The 15,118-nt window shown below is 43.8% G+C and carries 13 protein-coding genes, 1 tRNA gene, 3 rRNA genes and 1 pseudogene; 16 read left to right on the top strand and 2 right to left on the bottom strand.

Annotated elements, in window-relative coordinates:
* Both NTZ93_01860 and NTZ93_01855 read left to right on the top strand, forming a co-directional pair.
* Positions 1-233: ribosomal RNA gene (locus NTZ93_01860) — 16S ribosomal RNA — on the top strand; the annotation flags it as partial.
* A gap of 140 nt (positions 234-373) precedes the next feature.
* Positions 374-658 (top strand): hypothetical protein, encoded by a 285-nt coding sequence (locus NTZ93_01855; protein ID MCX6816585.1) that lies wholly within the window; start codon positions 374-376, stop codon positions 656-658.
* Positions 659-666: 8 nt separating this feature from the next.
* On the opposite strand, the gene NTZ93_01850 is transcribed toward NTZ93_01855, so the two are convergent.
* Together NTZ93_01850 and NTZ93_01845 are read right to left on the bottom strand one after the other, a co-directional pair.
* A complete protein-coding gene (locus NTZ93_01850; protein MCX6816584.1) occupies positions 667-924 on the bottom strand; it encodes a type II toxin-antitoxin system mRNA interferase toxin, RelE/StbE family in 258 nt (85 codons plus the stop codon).
* Positions 925-1,140, bottom strand: coding sequence for a ribbon-helix-helix domain-containing protein (locus NTZ93_01845; protein ID MCX6816583.1), 216 nt, complete (start codon positions 1,138-1,140; stop codon positions 925-927).
* Between the two features lie 79 nt (positions 1,141-1,219).
* On the opposite strand from NTZ93_01845, the gene NTZ93_01840 reads away from it, so the two are divergent.
* From NTZ93_01840 to NTZ93_01775, 14 genes and pseudogenes are all read left to right on the top strand, one after another.
* Positions 1,220-1,292: transfer RNA gene (locus NTZ93_01840), tRNA-Ile, on the top strand.
* Positions 1,293-1,348: 56 nt separating this feature from the next.
* Entirely contained in the window at positions 1,349-1,837 is a 489-nt protein-coding gene (locus NTZ93_01835; protein MCX6816582.1) for a hypothetical protein, read from the top strand.
* A gap of 5 nt (positions 1,838-1,842) precedes the next feature.
* Positions 1,843-2,301, top strand: a complete 459-nt coding sequence (locus NTZ93_01830; protein MCX6816581.1) for a hypothetical protein — start codon at positions 1,843-1,845, stop codon at positions 2,299-2,301.
* 246 nt (positions 2,302-2,547) lie between these two features.
* Positions 2,548-6,917, top strand: a 23S ribosomal RNA gene (locus NTZ93_01825).
* Positions 6,918-7,008: 91 nt separating this feature from the next.
* Positions 7,009-7,125: ribosomal RNA gene (rrf, locus tag NTZ93_01820) — 5S ribosomal RNA — on the top strand.
* A 188-nt stretch (positions 7,126-7,313) separates the two neighbouring features.
* Positions 7,314-7,865, top strand: a complete 552-nt coding sequence (locus NTZ93_01815) for a hypothetical protein (GenBank protein MCX6816580.1) — start codon at positions 7,314-7,316, stop codon at positions 7,863-7,865.
* A 67-nt stretch (positions 7,866-7,932) separates the two neighbouring features.
* Positions 7,933-8,208, top strand: coding sequence for a hypothetical protein (locus tag NTZ93_01810; GenBank protein MCX6816579.1), 276 nt, complete (start codon positions 7,933-7,935; stop codon positions 8,206-8,208).
* A 23-nt stretch (positions 8,209-8,231) separates the two neighbouring features.
* Complete coding sequence (locus tag NTZ93_01805; GenBank protein ID MCX6816578.1) at positions 8,232-8,702, top strand: hypothetical protein; 471 nt, start codon at positions 8,232-8,234, stop codon at positions 8,700-8,702.
* Positions 8,703-8,750: 48 nt separating this feature from the next.
* A complete protein-coding gene (locus NTZ93_01800; GenBank protein MCX6816577.1) occupies positions 8,751-9,908 on the top strand; it encodes a S1 RNA-binding domain-containing protein in 1,158 nt (385 codons plus the stop codon).
* Between the two features lie 15 nt (positions 9,909-9,923).
* Positions 9,924-10,070, top strand: a complete 147-nt coding sequence (locus NTZ93_01795; protein MCX6816576.1) for a hypothetical protein — start codon at positions 9,924-9,926, stop codon at positions 10,068-10,070.
* 24 nt (positions 10,071-10,094) lie between these two features.
* A pseudogene (gene radA, locus NTZ93_01790) lies at positions 10,095-11,278 on the top strand (DNA repair protein RadA).
* 308 nt (positions 11,279-11,586) lie between these two features.
* Positions 11,587-12,879 carry a hypothetical protein gene (locus tag NTZ93_01785; protein MCX6816575.1) on the top strand — a complete coding sequence of 431 codons (1,293 nt, stop codon included), beginning with the start codon at positions 11,587-11,589 and terminating at the stop codon, positions 12,877-12,879.
* Positions 12,880-12,885: 6 nt separating this feature from the next.
* A complete protein-coding gene (locus NTZ93_01780; protein ID MCX6816574.1) occupies positions 12,886-14,421 on the top strand; it encodes a hypothetical protein in 1,536 nt (511 codons plus the stop codon).
* A 28-nt stretch (positions 14,422-14,449) separates the two neighbouring features.
* Positions 14,450-15,103: a class E sortase gene (locus tag NTZ93_01775; GenBank protein MCX6816573.1), complete on the top strand. Its 654-nt coding sequence runs from the start codon at positions 14,450-14,452 to the stop codon at positions 15,101-15,103.
* Positions 15,104-15,118: the final 15 nt, after the last annotated feature.

The following is a 15,118-nucleotide window of genomic DNA, read 5'->3' as shown; positions in this document are numbered from 1 at the left end:
CAGTTCAGATTGTGGGCTGCAACTCGCCCGCATGAAGTTGGACTTGGTAGTAATCGTGGGTCAGCAGACCACGGTGAATACGTTCCCGTTTCTTGTACACACCGCCCGTCAAATGAGGAAAGTCGGCAGCGCCCGAAGGACCTAGTTTACTAGGGACTAAGGTGAGGTCGATAATCAGCGTTAAGTCGTAACAAGGTATCCGTTCTGGAAGGAGCGGATGGATCACCTCCTTTCTAAGGAGCGATCAATTTCGCCTCTGAGGAGACTGTCCTCTCTAAAAACAGTCGGTGTCTTTCTACCAGTCCTTGAGTTTGACAACCCCCCTCCGCTAAAGCTACGGAGGGGTTTTTGGTGGTAAAATACCGATTAAAGTATGACAGAAAAACTTTTTACGGTGCCTTTGAATTGTGCGGATAAATGCCCTTTTAATAAACATTGTGGAACAGGGATAGCTTCAGAAGAAAAACCATGTAAAACAGAAATTCAAGATACTGAAAGATTGTTATCACAAGAGGACGGTGTAACTGGAGTAAGGCATGAGATTATGGGTGAAGAGGTTTATGTGTTTACATCTGATTGGGAAATTCCGAATTATAATGAATGGCGGATGTGGGAAGGGGTAGCGAGAATCGAAAACGGAGAAATAAGTTATTTATAATAGCTTATTTACCGGTATATCTGATGGGTGCCGATGGAGTGAAACCAAATGGTTTGGGAATCAATAAACTCAAAAATCAGCCGGTACTGAAAATTAATTGAAAAAGACCAAAATTCCTGGAGTTTGCCGGTGAGTTTATGGGTTTTTAGGCGGTGATCAAGCGGATTTTGCCGGAAAATCTTTTCTTTTTTCTCAGCCAAAATTTTGATTTTAAGAGGTAATTTTTTATACTCTTTGGCAAATTTTGTCGAGTAATAAATTTTCATTTAACGGAGAGATTTTAGGGATTTTAACAGTTTGCCTCTGCCTGATTTTATTTCTTTTTGACTGGTGGTTAAGCCGGACAAGAGTCGATCTTCCATCCAATTGCGCAAAAGTGTTCGGAAAAATTCACTTTTGCTGGCGTAGTTGCCGGAATCAACGGCCGAATCAACGACGTAGGCGAGCTCTGACGGTAAAGACAAATTAATTATTGTTCTCATATTTTGTATTACAATTTATTACAGTATAGCTTTAATTGATTTTGTTGTCAAGGGCTTTGGTGATAAAATAGATCTTTACGGGCGCTTAGCTCAGTTGGTAGAGCACAGTCCTGATAAGACTGGGGTCTATGGTTCGAGTCCATAAGCGCCCACCTCGCGAACCTCGGTGCGAGCACATTAAATTGACTTGTGGTGTATATTATAAGTTATGGCGTTACCTGAAGGTTTATCAACGCCTGCCCCAAAAGAAAAAATTCCGTTTATTGTAAAAGTGGCGGCGGAGTGGGTTCCGGTAGATGAGTATCTTATATTAAGATTCCAAAAAGGATGGGACATTGAGTTTTGCGGCGAAAAAAACCAAATATATCGTGCGGCTGACGCAATTGCATACCTTGTACGAGAACCGGGAAAACGGCCCCTTGATATTATTTTTGATAAAATTAAATTTTCAGCCGACCTTGGGGTAATGATTGCCAGACAAATTTTAATCGGTGTGCCTTTGTCAAAATATTTAGTTGCCCGCCATGAATTTCTTGAGTCAGAGAAGGACAGTAGTGCTATAAAGTTACAAGAGTTTGAATCGTTGGTAGGCTTTGAGGCAGAGGCGGGGAAAGTAGCTATTAGAAAATTGAATTTAGAGACAGATCTTTTTTTAACCGAGAAGGCGGCCGAGGCTGCAAAAATCAGCCTGAGTTAAAATTTATGGTATTAACAGATCAAAAACCAGCAGTTGTCCAGTTGCCTAAAGAGTTGGTTTTGCAGATATTTCATTCGCAGTTGGAACGGGTTAAAGCAGGAGAAATTAAGAGGTTGGATTTAGTGCGCGGGGCAAGGGTGAGTTTAACAGACAAGAGTCATGTTTTAACGTTTCCTATAAAAGAACAATCGGATTTAAAAGGCGCGGTCGGTGAACAGGATATTGAAAGGGGCGTGCAGCTGTTACTAAATGAATTAACGGGAGAGGTTGACGGCTGGAAAACGGTGAATGAAATTACTCAAGATGAACCAGATAAGAGGCGCCCTAGCGATAATTGTTATACTGATGTTTTAACCTGGAGGATGGATACGATGACAGATTGCGTGCAAATAGGGGTGGATGTGTTGGCGGATGAGCGTGGGGAATGGGAGAGAACTATTTATTTGGCGCATTCTCGGCGTTGACACTTGAGTTTTGAAGTGATATCATATCTTTTGTCTTAAAATTTACGGGAGAAACCAAAAACTTAATGCGATTAACTAACAGACATGCAATACAAAACAGCAACTCGTTTTGGCGTGGGTGATTAGTTGGTTAGCGTAGTAGTTTTTATGGCTCCCGCAAGGGACTCTTTGACAAGTGAAGAGAACGAATATCCCGACGTAACTGTCGGGATAAACCGATCTTTATAGCCAAAAAAGAACGGCAATGGTCTATTCGAATTAAAGCATTCGGTGGATGCCTAGGATGTACTAGCCGAAGAAGGACGTGTCAGGCCACGAAAGGCGTCGGGGAGCTGTCAAAAAGCTTTGATCCGGCGGTGTCCGAATGGGGAAACCCCTTCATATGTAAATATGAGGAACTCCGACGCAAGTCGGAGCAGGTAAGCCGGCGAACTGAAATATCTAAGTAGCCGGAGGAAAAGAAATCAACGAGATTTCGTCAGTAGCGACGAGTGAAAGCGAAACAGCCCAAATCCCGCGTAGCTCCGCAAGGAGCGAAGTAGGAGGTTGTAGGACTTCAATATGAGATAGTTTTAAATAATTGAACAACGCGGAATCGTTGGCCAGAGAAAGTGAAAGCCTTGTAAATAAAATTTAAAATTACTCTAGAAGATTCCTGAGTACCACGAGAGACGGCAAACTCCTGTGGGAAGCTGGGGCGACCACGCTCCAAGGCTAAATACTAGTACATATCAATAGTGAACAAGTACCGTGAGGGAAAGGTGAAAAGAAGGGTCGATGACCCGGTGAAAGAGAACCTGAAACCGATTGCTAACAAACCGACAGAGTCCCGTACCAGGCGCAAGCTTCGGTACAGGATAATGTCGTGCCTATTGAAGAATGAGCCGGCGAGTCTTTGTTAGTTGCAAGTTTAACCCAGCTTGGCTGGGGGAAGCGTAGTGAAAGCGAGCCTTAACAGGGCGTTTAGCAGCTGGCAGAGAACCCGAAACCGGGCGATCTATTCATGAGCAGGGTGAAGTTAAGAGAAATCTTGATGGAGGCCCGAACTCGTTAGTGTTGAAAAACTATGAGACGACTTGTGATTAGCGGTTATATGCCAAACGAGCCCGGAGATAGCTGGCTCTCCCCGAAATATATATTGGTATAGCCCTTTTGTGGCGCGCAGAGGTAAAGCACTGAATGGTCACGGCGAGCGCAAGCTCATCGCGATCAATCAAACTCATAATGCTGCGTTAGCTATACAAGAGGAGTCAGTAGCTGGGGGCTAAGCTCCAGTTACAAGAGGGAAACAGCCCAGATCTTCAGCTAAGGTCTCTAAAAGTTACTTAGTTTATAAGGAAGTCGCAGTCCTTAAACAGCCAGGAGGTCGGCTCAGAAGCAGCCATCCTTAAAAGAAAGCGTAACAGCTCACTGGTCGATGGAAGGCGGCGCCCAAGATTAAAGAGGATCAAGTAATTTACCGAAGCTAAGAGCCTTGACGTAAGTCAGGACGGTAGGGGAGCGTTGATACAGCAGTGAAGATAAACTGTAAGGTTTGTTGGAGCGGTATCAAGTGAGAATGCCGGCATAAGTAGCGAGATACTGATGAGAAATCAGTATGCCGAATGTTCAAGGTTTCCTACGCAACGTTTGTCGACGTAGGGTTAGTCGGTCCTAAGGCGAGGCCTGTTTACAGGCGTAGTCGATGGATTACAGGTTAATATTCCTGTACCGATTATTAATCGTTATGAGTTGGGGTGGGACAAGATTTGAAAGTTTAAGCGTCTTATTGATTTGACGTCTAAAAGATGAGTCAGTTCTGGCAGGAAAATCCACCAGGGCGACGGCGAGTCTTGACGGGGAGTCTGGCGCAAGCCGGGCAACTTGAATGGTTTAAGTCTTTGGAAAAAGCATCGCAACCAGATTAGTAATTGTCCGTACCGCAAACCGACACAGGTGAACCGGTTGAGTAGACCAAGGCAGACGGAAGAACGGTGGTTAAGGAATTCGGCAAATCAGCTGGGAGTAAGTTCGCAAGATTCCCTTCCACGTTCAGTTAATGAACGTGGGCTCAGCTAAAGATTTTCAAGCGACTGTTTAACAAAAACACAGGTCTGTGCTAAAGCGAAAGCTTAGGTATACGGGCTGAAACCTGCCCAGTGCTGGAAGGTTAATTGCGAGGGTAACCCCGACTTGTTCGGGATAGCCTTCAATCGAAGCCCCAGTGAACGGCAGCAGTAACTATAAACAAACAGATTGTAGTTAAAAAAGTCGACTAAATGCTGGAAAAACCGTCCTGAAAAAGGATTAGAATGGAGCGATACTTTAATCTATTTGCTATTTATGATATAATAAATAATTAAAGTAAAAATTCGTCTCCTGCGGACAATCAGCAGGAAAGATTGGAGATAATATGGGAGAAGAAACACCAACACCAAGAATTCTTACAGAAAGTGAGATAGCTAAATTGAAAACGATTGGGCCAACAATAATGGGTCCGGGGGGGCAAAAATAGGAGAAACAGTATTACAAGAATTTACAAAACTTGGTGTAAGTAGAGAAGAGACAATGTCAGCAATGCTTGGTATTCATCCAAAGCAACTAGAGTCTTTTAAACAATAAACTCCAATATCCTCAGAGACTATACGTCGACGTCCGATGTAATAATTATCGGACATGATATAGTCCGACCCTTATAGCGATATAAGGAGACGTAATCAATCGTCCTAGTAACAAAGTGAACTGTTCTAAGGTAGGTAAATAAGCTGCCTTAGTAAAATTCTGCTATATGCTGGAAACTCCGAGTATCTTGAACTACAACTAATTATGTGTTATTCTACACATAGTGAAAAGTAAAAAAGTTTCAAGTGCGGACAATCAGCAGGAAAGACTAAAAATAGTCGGCTGGATAGTTGGATTTACCGATGGTGAAGGATGTTTTTGCATTTCAATTAATAAAAATTACAAAGCGAAACTTGGTTGGCAAGTCATGCCGGAGTTTGTAATAACTCAAGGCGAAAAAAGCTTATCAAGCCTAGAATTAGTAAAGAGATTTTTTGAATGCGGAAGAATTTTTGTGAATCGCAGAAACGATAACCACAAAGAGAATCTTTACCGATATTGTGTGAGAAATTTGGCAGATTTGGAAGAAAAAATTATTCCATTTTTTAAAGCAAATAAGCTTAAAACTTATAAGAAAAATTCATTTAGGATTTGGAGCCAAGTGATTAGACTTATGAGGAAAAAGCGTTTGCATTTAAATTTAAAAGGGATAGAAAGAATTGCCAAAATGTCAGAAAAAATCAACCAACAAAAGCGGCCGAAATTTTTAGAATCCTCAGAGACTATACGCAGAACCCCACGTCGTTAAAACTATGTGGGGAAGATATAGTCCGATCTCATGAGCGATCATGAGTTAACATTTTTTGAGCGAAGTACCTTGTCGAGTAAGTTTCGACGCGCATGAATGGTCTAACGACTTGAAAACTGTCTTAACCGCCCATCCGGCGAAATTGCATTGGCTGTGAAGATGCGGCCTATTGACTGCAGGACAAGAAGACCCCGTGGAGCTTTACTATGACTTGGCACGGATTTATTTATTTTGATTGTTTAGGATAGGCGGGACCCCGACGCAAGTCGGGGGCAAGTGAAATACCGCTCGTTAACTTAAATAAATCTAACCTAGAATTTCTGAATACGAAATTAGGGACAGTGTCTGGGAGGTAGTTTCGCTGGGGAGGTGGTTTGCTAAAAGGTAACGCAAACGCGCAAAGGTACCCTTAGACTGGATAGAAATCAGTCTGGAAGCGCAAAGGCATAAGGGTGCTTGACTGTGACACTTACAAGTGGATCAGGAGCGAAAGCTGGCCTTAGTGATCCTCGAATACATCGTGGGATGTATCGGGCTTAACGGATAAAAGCTACCCCGGGGATAACAGAGTAGTCGCACCCAAGCGTCCACAGCGACGGTGCGGTTCGCTACCTCGATGTCGGCTCAGGGTATCCTGGAGGTGAAGAAGCTTCCAAGGGTTGGTCTGTTCGCCCATTAAAACCCTACGCGAGCTGGGTTCAGAACGTCGCAAGACAGTAAAGTATAAGACCTTGCTGTCTATAAATCCTGCTATATGCTGGAAACTCCGTGAATCTTTCAATACTCGATATTTATATCAGTGAAAATTTGTAAAGTGCGGACAATCAGCAGGGAACCTTAATAAATTTAAGGACACCTCAGAGACTATACGCAGGATCCCGGTGAAATAACCGTGGAAAGATATAGTCCGAACTCCGATGCGAGTCGGAGAATCTGATAGAAATACTCAGATTTCCGGTGAAAAAACCGGAATAACAAAATTGTCGGTCTCTATCCGCAGTCAACGTTGGATTCTTGAGTGAAGCTGTGCCCAGTACGAGAGGACCGGCATGGGTCAGTCACTGGTGTGCCTGTTGTAGCATCAGCTGCATTGCAGGGTAGCCACACTGATTCGGGATAACCGCTGAAAGCATCTAAGCGGGAAGCCCATCACAAGATAAGGAATCCCTATAGACCCCTGGGAGACTACCAGGTAATAGGCAGACGGTGGAAGTCCTGTAAAGGATTAAGCCTAGCTGTACTAATCGGTCGATTGAAAATATACCGTTGCCAGAAAATTTGGCTATAGAGAAACGGTTCAGTTCTCTTCACTTTTCGAGGAGCTAACGAAGCACTTTAAAATTTGATATAATACATTTTCCGGTCTTTGGAGCGTTGTCGCACCACCTCTTCCCATCCCGAACAGAGTCGTGAAAGGCAGCAGCGGGGACGATAGTAATCGGGCAACTGATTATGAAAATACCTCAAGGCCGGATTTTTTGTGGTATAATCCGGACCTACTATGAGGTAAATTGAGGCTGATATCCAGGATCATTTACAAAAAATTTCGGTAACGGAATTAAAACATTTATTACTTCTTACGGGAGAGGAATCGTCTAAGTCTCCTTTTTGGCGGTTACCAACAGGAGATCAGAATTTTACAGATGTTATTCAAATGTTTGAGATGGCTCAAGAATCCGGCCAGGAAAAAATAAAGACATCATTATCCGGGGCCATTTCTGAATGGGAACCAAGCAAATTAAGAGAGCAAGGTGATCAAGGCGAAGAAATTTTTAAAGATTTACTTTATGTTGCGGTCGGAATTAAAGACAAAAACTCCTTTTTAGAATGTATGCGAGTAGCAGACAAAGGCGTTCTTTCAGATGATGCCTTTTGGAGAGTGATTACTTTAGCGGCCAGTGAAGTCGATTTTAAAGAATACGATGAAGAAATTAAAACCATTTTAACAAGATGGCATGAGAATGAAGTTATTTATCAAGAGTATAGTAATCTACTTTTCATTTCGTTGTTAAAATTTGATTCTGGGAAGATTGAAACGCTTTTACCGAAATTTTTAAATTTTTTGGATATTGATGGCAATTTTGATATTGATCCACATGAGCTGATTGAAGGGGTAGTAACTAACGGTAAAGTTGAGATTAATGATTTAAGGAGTGTTTTGGGCAAGTATTCAAATGAGTCAGCAAAAAAACTTCTTAGTGTGATTCCGGCATAATTTTAAATAAGACCGGATTTTTTGTGGAAAAAATTGTACCCAGCTACATCCTGTAGTATAATTAATTATGTCAGAACGTCAAAAAGTTTTAGAGGCATCAGAAGCTTTAATCTCTTCGGCCTCGTCCCAATGGTTGGGTGGTCTTTTTGAGAGTGGTGGTTCGTTACATTTTGAAATTAAGATAGATAAAAACCCATCTGGTGAATATCAATATGCTTATCCAAGAGTAAGTGTAGGAGATAATAATGTGGATAAGTTAGAGGTTTTAAAAAAATACTTGGTGGCAGGGTTTTTAGAACGGAAAATAAGAAAAGGGGTGAAAAAAATAATTATTGGATATTAAGCCAAAATGCATCAGTCGTTTGTTTGGCAGAACGCATGCAGGAATTTACCCCTTCTTGGCAAGAGAAAATTAAAGCTTTTCAGGAATGGAGGGAAAGTTCAACTAGCAGAAGAGTGGAAATTGCCGAGCGTTCAAATAGTGAAGATGGGAGGGGGATTGTGAAGGTTGATGATTTTTTGCCTTTGGTAAAAATACCTGAATTTTTGGCAGGGGTTTTTGATAATCGAGCTTGCATCTCTGTTAATGGGAGCGGCAATAATCGGTTGAAAATAACATCGACAAATACCTCACTTATAGAAGCATTAATGATAGTTTACGGAGGAGATTTGGATTTTGGCATGACAAAGGGTGATGTTATTGAAAGAACTGGCCGGGGGCCTTATGTGATAAAAGAAGATTCATTTATATGGATACTGGGAGTGAAAGGATATCGGCAATTGGCTAGTGATCCTAATCTTAACCTAAATAGTCATTTAAAGTTGCTTCAGCTTTAGATTTTTTGTGATATAATAAACCACTCTAAAGAAAGCGAGATTTATGAAATGCCAGCGAAGAAAAAAGTAAAAAAAGTAGTAAAAGTAACCAAAGTAGCAAAAGTAAGCAAGGTAGCCAAGAAAACTGTTTCTAAGCGCGAGCCCCAGACAATGGATGAGCTCCTCAAGCAAACGGGATATAACCTTAAAGGTTTGAAAAAAGGCCAGTTGGTGGAAGGGGTGATTACCGATATTACTAAGAAAGTAATCCTCATCGATATTGGCGCTAAAACCGAAGGCGTGGTGACGGATAAAGAGTATGAAGCGGCCAAGGAGATGCTAGCCAACATGAAAGTCGGCGATAAGGTTCAGGCCTATGTGGGCAGTCCGGAAAGCGAGCGCGGTCAGATTTTACTGTCTTTGAGGCAGGCGATTATGGATAAGCGCTGGGAAGTGTTTGAGCAAGCCTTAAAAACAGGCGAAGTGGTGGATGTTTTCGGTTTGGAAGTTAATAAAGGTGGGATTATTGTTAAAGCTAAAGGCGTGCGTGGTTTTGTGCCGTCTTCACAGTTCGGCCGGGAATTTTTAGGCAAACTGACGGAACTGCAAAATCAAAGCTTTAACGTTAAAGTAATTGAGGTTGACCGGACCAAAAACCGGCTGATTTTTAGTGAAAAAGCGGTGTCGGAAAAAGCGGCTTTGGCTCACCAAGCCGAAGCATTAAAAGAGGTAAAAGTCGGCGATATTTTAGAAGGCATGGTGTCCGGCATTATGCCGTTTGGAGTGTTTGTGAGGGCGAATATCAAGAAATTATTTTTAGAAGGTTTAGTGCACATCAGCGAGATTTCCTGGGAAAAGGTGGATAATCCGGCCAACTTCTTTAAGGCCGGAGACAAGATAAAAGTTAAAGTGATCGGGGTGGATGCCAAGAGCTCGAGACTGAATTTGTCAGTGAAACAGCTGGGTGATGATCCCTGGCTGAAAATGGCGGAGAAGTACAGTGAAGGCACAAAGGTCACCGGCGAGATTACCCGGTTGGCGGCCTATGGTGCGTTTGTCAGCCTGGAAGCGGGAGTGGACGGGTTAATCCATATCAGCAAGATCCCGTCGGAAAAAGAGTTTAAAGTTGGTCAAAAGATTGATTGTTTTGTGGAGAGTGTGGATGCGTTCCATAGACGGATGAGCCTGTCATTGGCTCTGACGACAAAACCAGTAGGTTATAAATAAGCTATAATACAAAATATGAGCGATACAAAAATGATTGTCCGCGACGACACCATCCTGATTGATTTCCGGTTGGTGTTTAAAGCCATCCGCGAAGAAAAAGGCGATTGGCAAAAAGTCGAGAAAGAACTGCAGGAATATTTGGAGTCGGTAGGGGGAGAGTAAAAGAGGCGTGATATACTACGCTTGATGGCGAAGAACGTAACTCATTTTGTGTGTCAAAATTGCGGGGCGGAGTTTCCTAAATGGGCGGGAAAGTGCGAGGGGAGTTGGACCGGGTGCTGGGGGGTGGCTTAGTAGCCGGCAGCGTGGTGTTGCTGGCCGGGGAGCCGGGAATAGGAAAGAGTACATTATTGACTCAATTAGCCCTTCGCGTCGCTCAGGGCAAGCCTTCTGTATTGTATGTTTGTGGGGAAGAATCGCCGGAACAGATTAAACTGCGGATAAACAGATTATCCAATAAGGACACACCTTCACTGCGTAAAGGAGTGTCCTTTAATTTAAATTTCTTGGCGACGACGAATGTTGATGAAGTAGTGGCTCAAGTCGGCCGGCCGGCATTAATGATTGTGGATTCGATTCAGACAATGGCGACGGAAGATTTAACCGGTATGGCCGGGAGCGTCGGTCAGATCAGGGAGTGTAGTTACCGGTTATTAAATTTAGCCAAAGAAACCGGAATTCCGGTGTTTTTAGTCGGCCACGTAACCAAAGAAGGGACGATTGCCGGGCCGAAGGTACTAGAGCATTTGGTGGATACGGTTTTATATCTTGAAGGCGACAGAAACCATGTGTTTCGGATTTTGCGGTGCCAAAAAAACCGGTTCGGACCGGTGGATGAAGTCGGGGTGTTTACGATGACCGCCAGCGGTTTAATCGAGGTGCCGAATCCCAGTGATGTATTTTTGGAAGAGCGGCAAAAAAATGTGGCCGGTAGCTGTGTGACGGTGGTGATGGAGGGGACCAGGCCGATGCTGGTGGAGATTCAGGCGTTGGTGATTCCCAGCCAGTTGGCGGTGCCGCGCCGGGTGGGAACAGGCGTGGACCAAAGAAGACTGCAGCTTTTGGTGGCGGTTTTATCCAAGCGGTTACATTTACCTTTAGGGACGGATGATGTTTATGTGAATGTGGCCGGGGGGTTGAATTTGCAGGAGCCGGCGGCGGATTTGGGGATTTGCCTGGCGATTGTCTCCAGTTTTAAGAATAAAGCCTTGCCAGTGAGAACGGCCGTGTTTGGGGAAGTGGGATTGTTAGGGGAGGTCCGTAAAGTCAGCTGGGCGGAAAAAAGAATTAAAGAGGCGAAAAAGTTGGGGTACACAACGGTGATTTCGCCGGAGACAATTAAAGATTTATCCACAGTGGCTAAATTTTAGGGGATTAAGCTCATTTTTTACCAGTTAATTTTTAATAGTTTTTATTAGGGGATATCGTGATTTTTAGTAAGGTTTTCTTATAGGCTTGACAAGGGGTGGAAATTTTGATACAGTTAATTATAGTCAAAAAAAGAGCATCACTATCGCAGTGGGGTACTCGAATAGTAATGCCCTTTAAGTAGGCGACTTGGACAGATTAAGTCAACCTGACAAATAAATAACACTTGACGGTTTCTTTGTCAAGTTTTTAAGCGGAGGGTGGTAAGTTGGGCAGGCCTACCACCTTCCACTTAAGAAAATTATGATATATGTCTAAAGAAGGTACGGTTTTTGTCGATTTTTTGTTAATTAGCTCTTTATTGGTTGGTTGTTCTAAACTCACACCTACACCAGCGGAAGCAGTCACAGCTACGCCCACGCCAACACCAACAGGGGTACCGACAGAAATACCCACAAGAACATTCATACCGACAGAAACACCTACGCCCACGCCAACACCAACAGCGACACTTTTTCCTTTAGATGAAAGAACCCTAACGGACTACCTGGCCTTTACTAATCAATTAGTTGATGAAAGAACAGGAGAATCAATTACTGCCTCTGAAACTTTTAAGGCCTATTTTGCAGAGAGAGAAGTTTTGGCCGGAAAAGGTCTAACGATAGTTAAATTTGACCGGATGTTTGCCCAGCTGTTTTTACCGGTTAAGAATTTCAGTGACAGAAACCTTAATTTTGACTGGAATAATGGCGGGCAGGGGTTAGGTTTTAGCAGTCAGGATTTTCCAGTCTTGCGCACTCTTAATGAAGCTTTGTCTGCTCAAGGTGATTTTTTCAGGCAAGATGCAGCCGACCACTATCAGCGAGCCTGGTTGTTGACGGAAGCTCGTAATGCTGACGCCGCCGTCTTAGCTCAGGTTGATAATTGGTTGAAACTGAATGATTTAGACCCGCAAAGTGATTCGGTTCAAGCTTTAAGAAAACAAACTTTTAGGCGGATTATTTATGGCGATTTGGGGGTAGAAGCAGGGGATGATGGAGATAATGACTGGAAAACAGTCAATGACCGTTTTGCGATTGCCTGTTCGACTTATACAAAAGCTGCCAGCAAAAGAAGCAGTCAACCGGAAACCAGTCGCCGGCTGTCTTTTAATCCGGATCAGGAAATTTTAAATGACGGCCAGGAAAATGAAGGTAAAACTAATTTAGACTCAGATGATTCTGTTTTGGTAGTGTCGGTAGTTTCTGCTGACGGCAAGACTTTAAGAGTTGAGGTTTATACTTTATCGAACACGCCGGATGAACTTAATCAATTCCAAGATCAGGCTGAAGTTGCCGCTGTTTCTGCCAGCGGCTATCGCTGGCTGCCTTGCGGCGTTAGCGCTCCTGCAGCTACATTTACACCTACATCTGGCCAGCCGCAACAGCCGCCGGAAAACACTCCGGAGATATCAACTCCAACACCCACTCCGACTAACACGGGAACTCCAACTCCCACTATTCCGGAAACTCCAACACCCGCTCCGACTAATCCGGATATAATTCCGACTGCCACTCCCGGTCCACTGCCGACAAAGGAGCCAACAGCGACGGATATTCCCTAAAAAAATATGAGAATAAAAAATCTACAATCTAAAATTTTATACGGTCTTTTTGTTGTCCTTTTTGCTTTTTTTATCCAACGAATTATTAATTTCAAGATTAGGGCAGCCGATACCAATCTTTCCGGAGGCGATATTCTGGCAGGGAAAAATCTCACTCTTGGCAATGCTGATTATGTTGATCCTGTATCTGGTAATGCTGATCAAACTTTAAGATTGAGAGTCAGAATAGTGAATCAAGGAACGGTTGATGCCGAAAACGTCAGGGTGAAATTCAATTTAGGAAATGGCGTAGCGCCGTTAGTGGAAATCAGCGCGGACAATTCCGGTTCCCAAAGTGATATTGTCAATCTTAATCCCGGCGGCAGCAGTCTTAATTTCATTACCGGTTCAGGGAAAAAATATGGTCCGGTTTGCCCCTCCGGATGCAGCGTGGGTGACGAGGTTGTCAGCAGCGGAGTCAGTCTTGGCAATGTTTCTCCCGGAGAAGCGCAGAGTTATCAGATTAGTATTGAGCTTCAGGTTGTCGGTGTTCCTAACGGCGGCGGCTCAGCTTGGCAAAGCGGTAATATTTTTGACGGCGGTAACAGAACTGACAGAACTACCGGGTGGGAAGATCCGATTCCCGCCGACCCGGGCGAGGTGATCGAGTTTAGGGTTTTAGTTAATAATTCCGGCCAATCAAACATTGATAACACCAGTGTCCGAGCATCTTTTCCCGATTCAGACGCGACTAACATTACGGCTACGGCTTTATTGTCCGGCAGCGGCGCCGAGGATGTTTCTGATAACGTGATTGTTAATGTTTCCGGTACAAACGGTCAGAGATTGGTCTATATTCCGGGGCACACGCTCAAATGGGGGCCGGGGTGTTCTTCTGGTTGCAGTCTTCCCGACGGGATCACCATTCATGGAGTGAGTTTGGGGACGGTAGAGCCGGGAACGGAAAAAAGTTATCAGGTGACTTTTAAAGCCTATGTTAGTAATCAAGTGCCTTCACCATCACCCAGCCCGTCAGCCTCGCCGTCACCTTCACCCAGTGCATCACCCAATCCCAGTCCTTCGGTTAGCCCCAGCCCGTCACTAAGTCCGTCACCGAGTCCGTCACCAAATGCGCCAGCAGCCGGATTTATTATCAGAAAGTTTAAAGACAGTAATCAAAATGGTGCTTGGGATAACAATGAAACGAGTACGGGATTAAGCTGGCACTTTCAATACCGGATTAACTCTGATCCGTGGCAGGATTATTACACTGATAGCCAGACCGGTTGGGGCGGAGAAGTGAGTATCAGCCTGGGAACGAAAGTGGAAATTCAGGAAGCGGCGGTTAATGGTTGGGTGAATACGACCAACATGACCCAGATAAAGGTTTTGGATCAAACTCAGACTTATTATTTTGACTTTGGTAATTATCTTAGTCCGGAAGTAGTTAAAGCCAGTCCGCCGGTTAAAGTTCCGGCAACCGGCCAAAGCAGCCATTGGTGGATTTTAGCGGTCACCGGGGCCCTGGGGATTGGTTTGCAAATTGTCGCCCTATTGCTGTAATGTAAGGTACCGTACCTTACATAATTTTATGTCTGTTGTTGTTTTTTCCCGCAAAAGAAATCATATCAAGAAAAACTTAATTCATATCGGCAGGGGAATATTATTGGGGACAGTGTTAGTGTTAGCGACGATGATTTTATTGCCATTTTCCGTGGGTAAACAGCAAGCGATTAAGCGTTTAAAAGAGTTAAAAACCAACCAGATTACTTTTAATGATTTATTAAGACTGGATGCGGCCGAAGCCTTAAAGGTAACGCCATTAAGTTATTTTAGTTTGGAAATACCGAAGATCGGCGCGGCGGCCAAAGTGTTGGCCAATGTCAACAGCGTTGATAGGAAAGAGTATGAGTCAGCCTTAAAACAAGGGGTGGCCCATGCGGCCGGAACTTATCTGCCGGGCATGGGTGGGAGCGTGACTTTATTTGCCCATTCAACCGATAGTGAAGCCAACGTCAGTTTATATAACGCGGTGTTTTACCGCTTGGATGAGTTGGTGAAAGGGGATGAAATAATTGTCTGGTTTTTAGGGGAGAAAAAGGCTTACCGGGTGGTGGGGTCAGAGGTGGTACCAGTCAATGATACGAGTGTGTTTCAAGCGGAGAAGAACGGAGAAAAGTTATATTTAGTGACCTGTACACCGAGAGGGACAACCAAGAATCGATTAGTGGTGGAGGCGCAGTAGGAAGTTTCTGATAAA

The organism is Candidatus Beckwithbacteria bacterium (assembly GCA_026397255.1).
Classification (GTDB): Bacteria; Patescibacteriota; Microgenomatia; order UBA1400; family CG1-02-47-37; genus JAPLVF01.
Note: the sequence above shows the minus strand (reverse complement) of the source record. Positions and strands in the feature narration are given on the sequence as shown.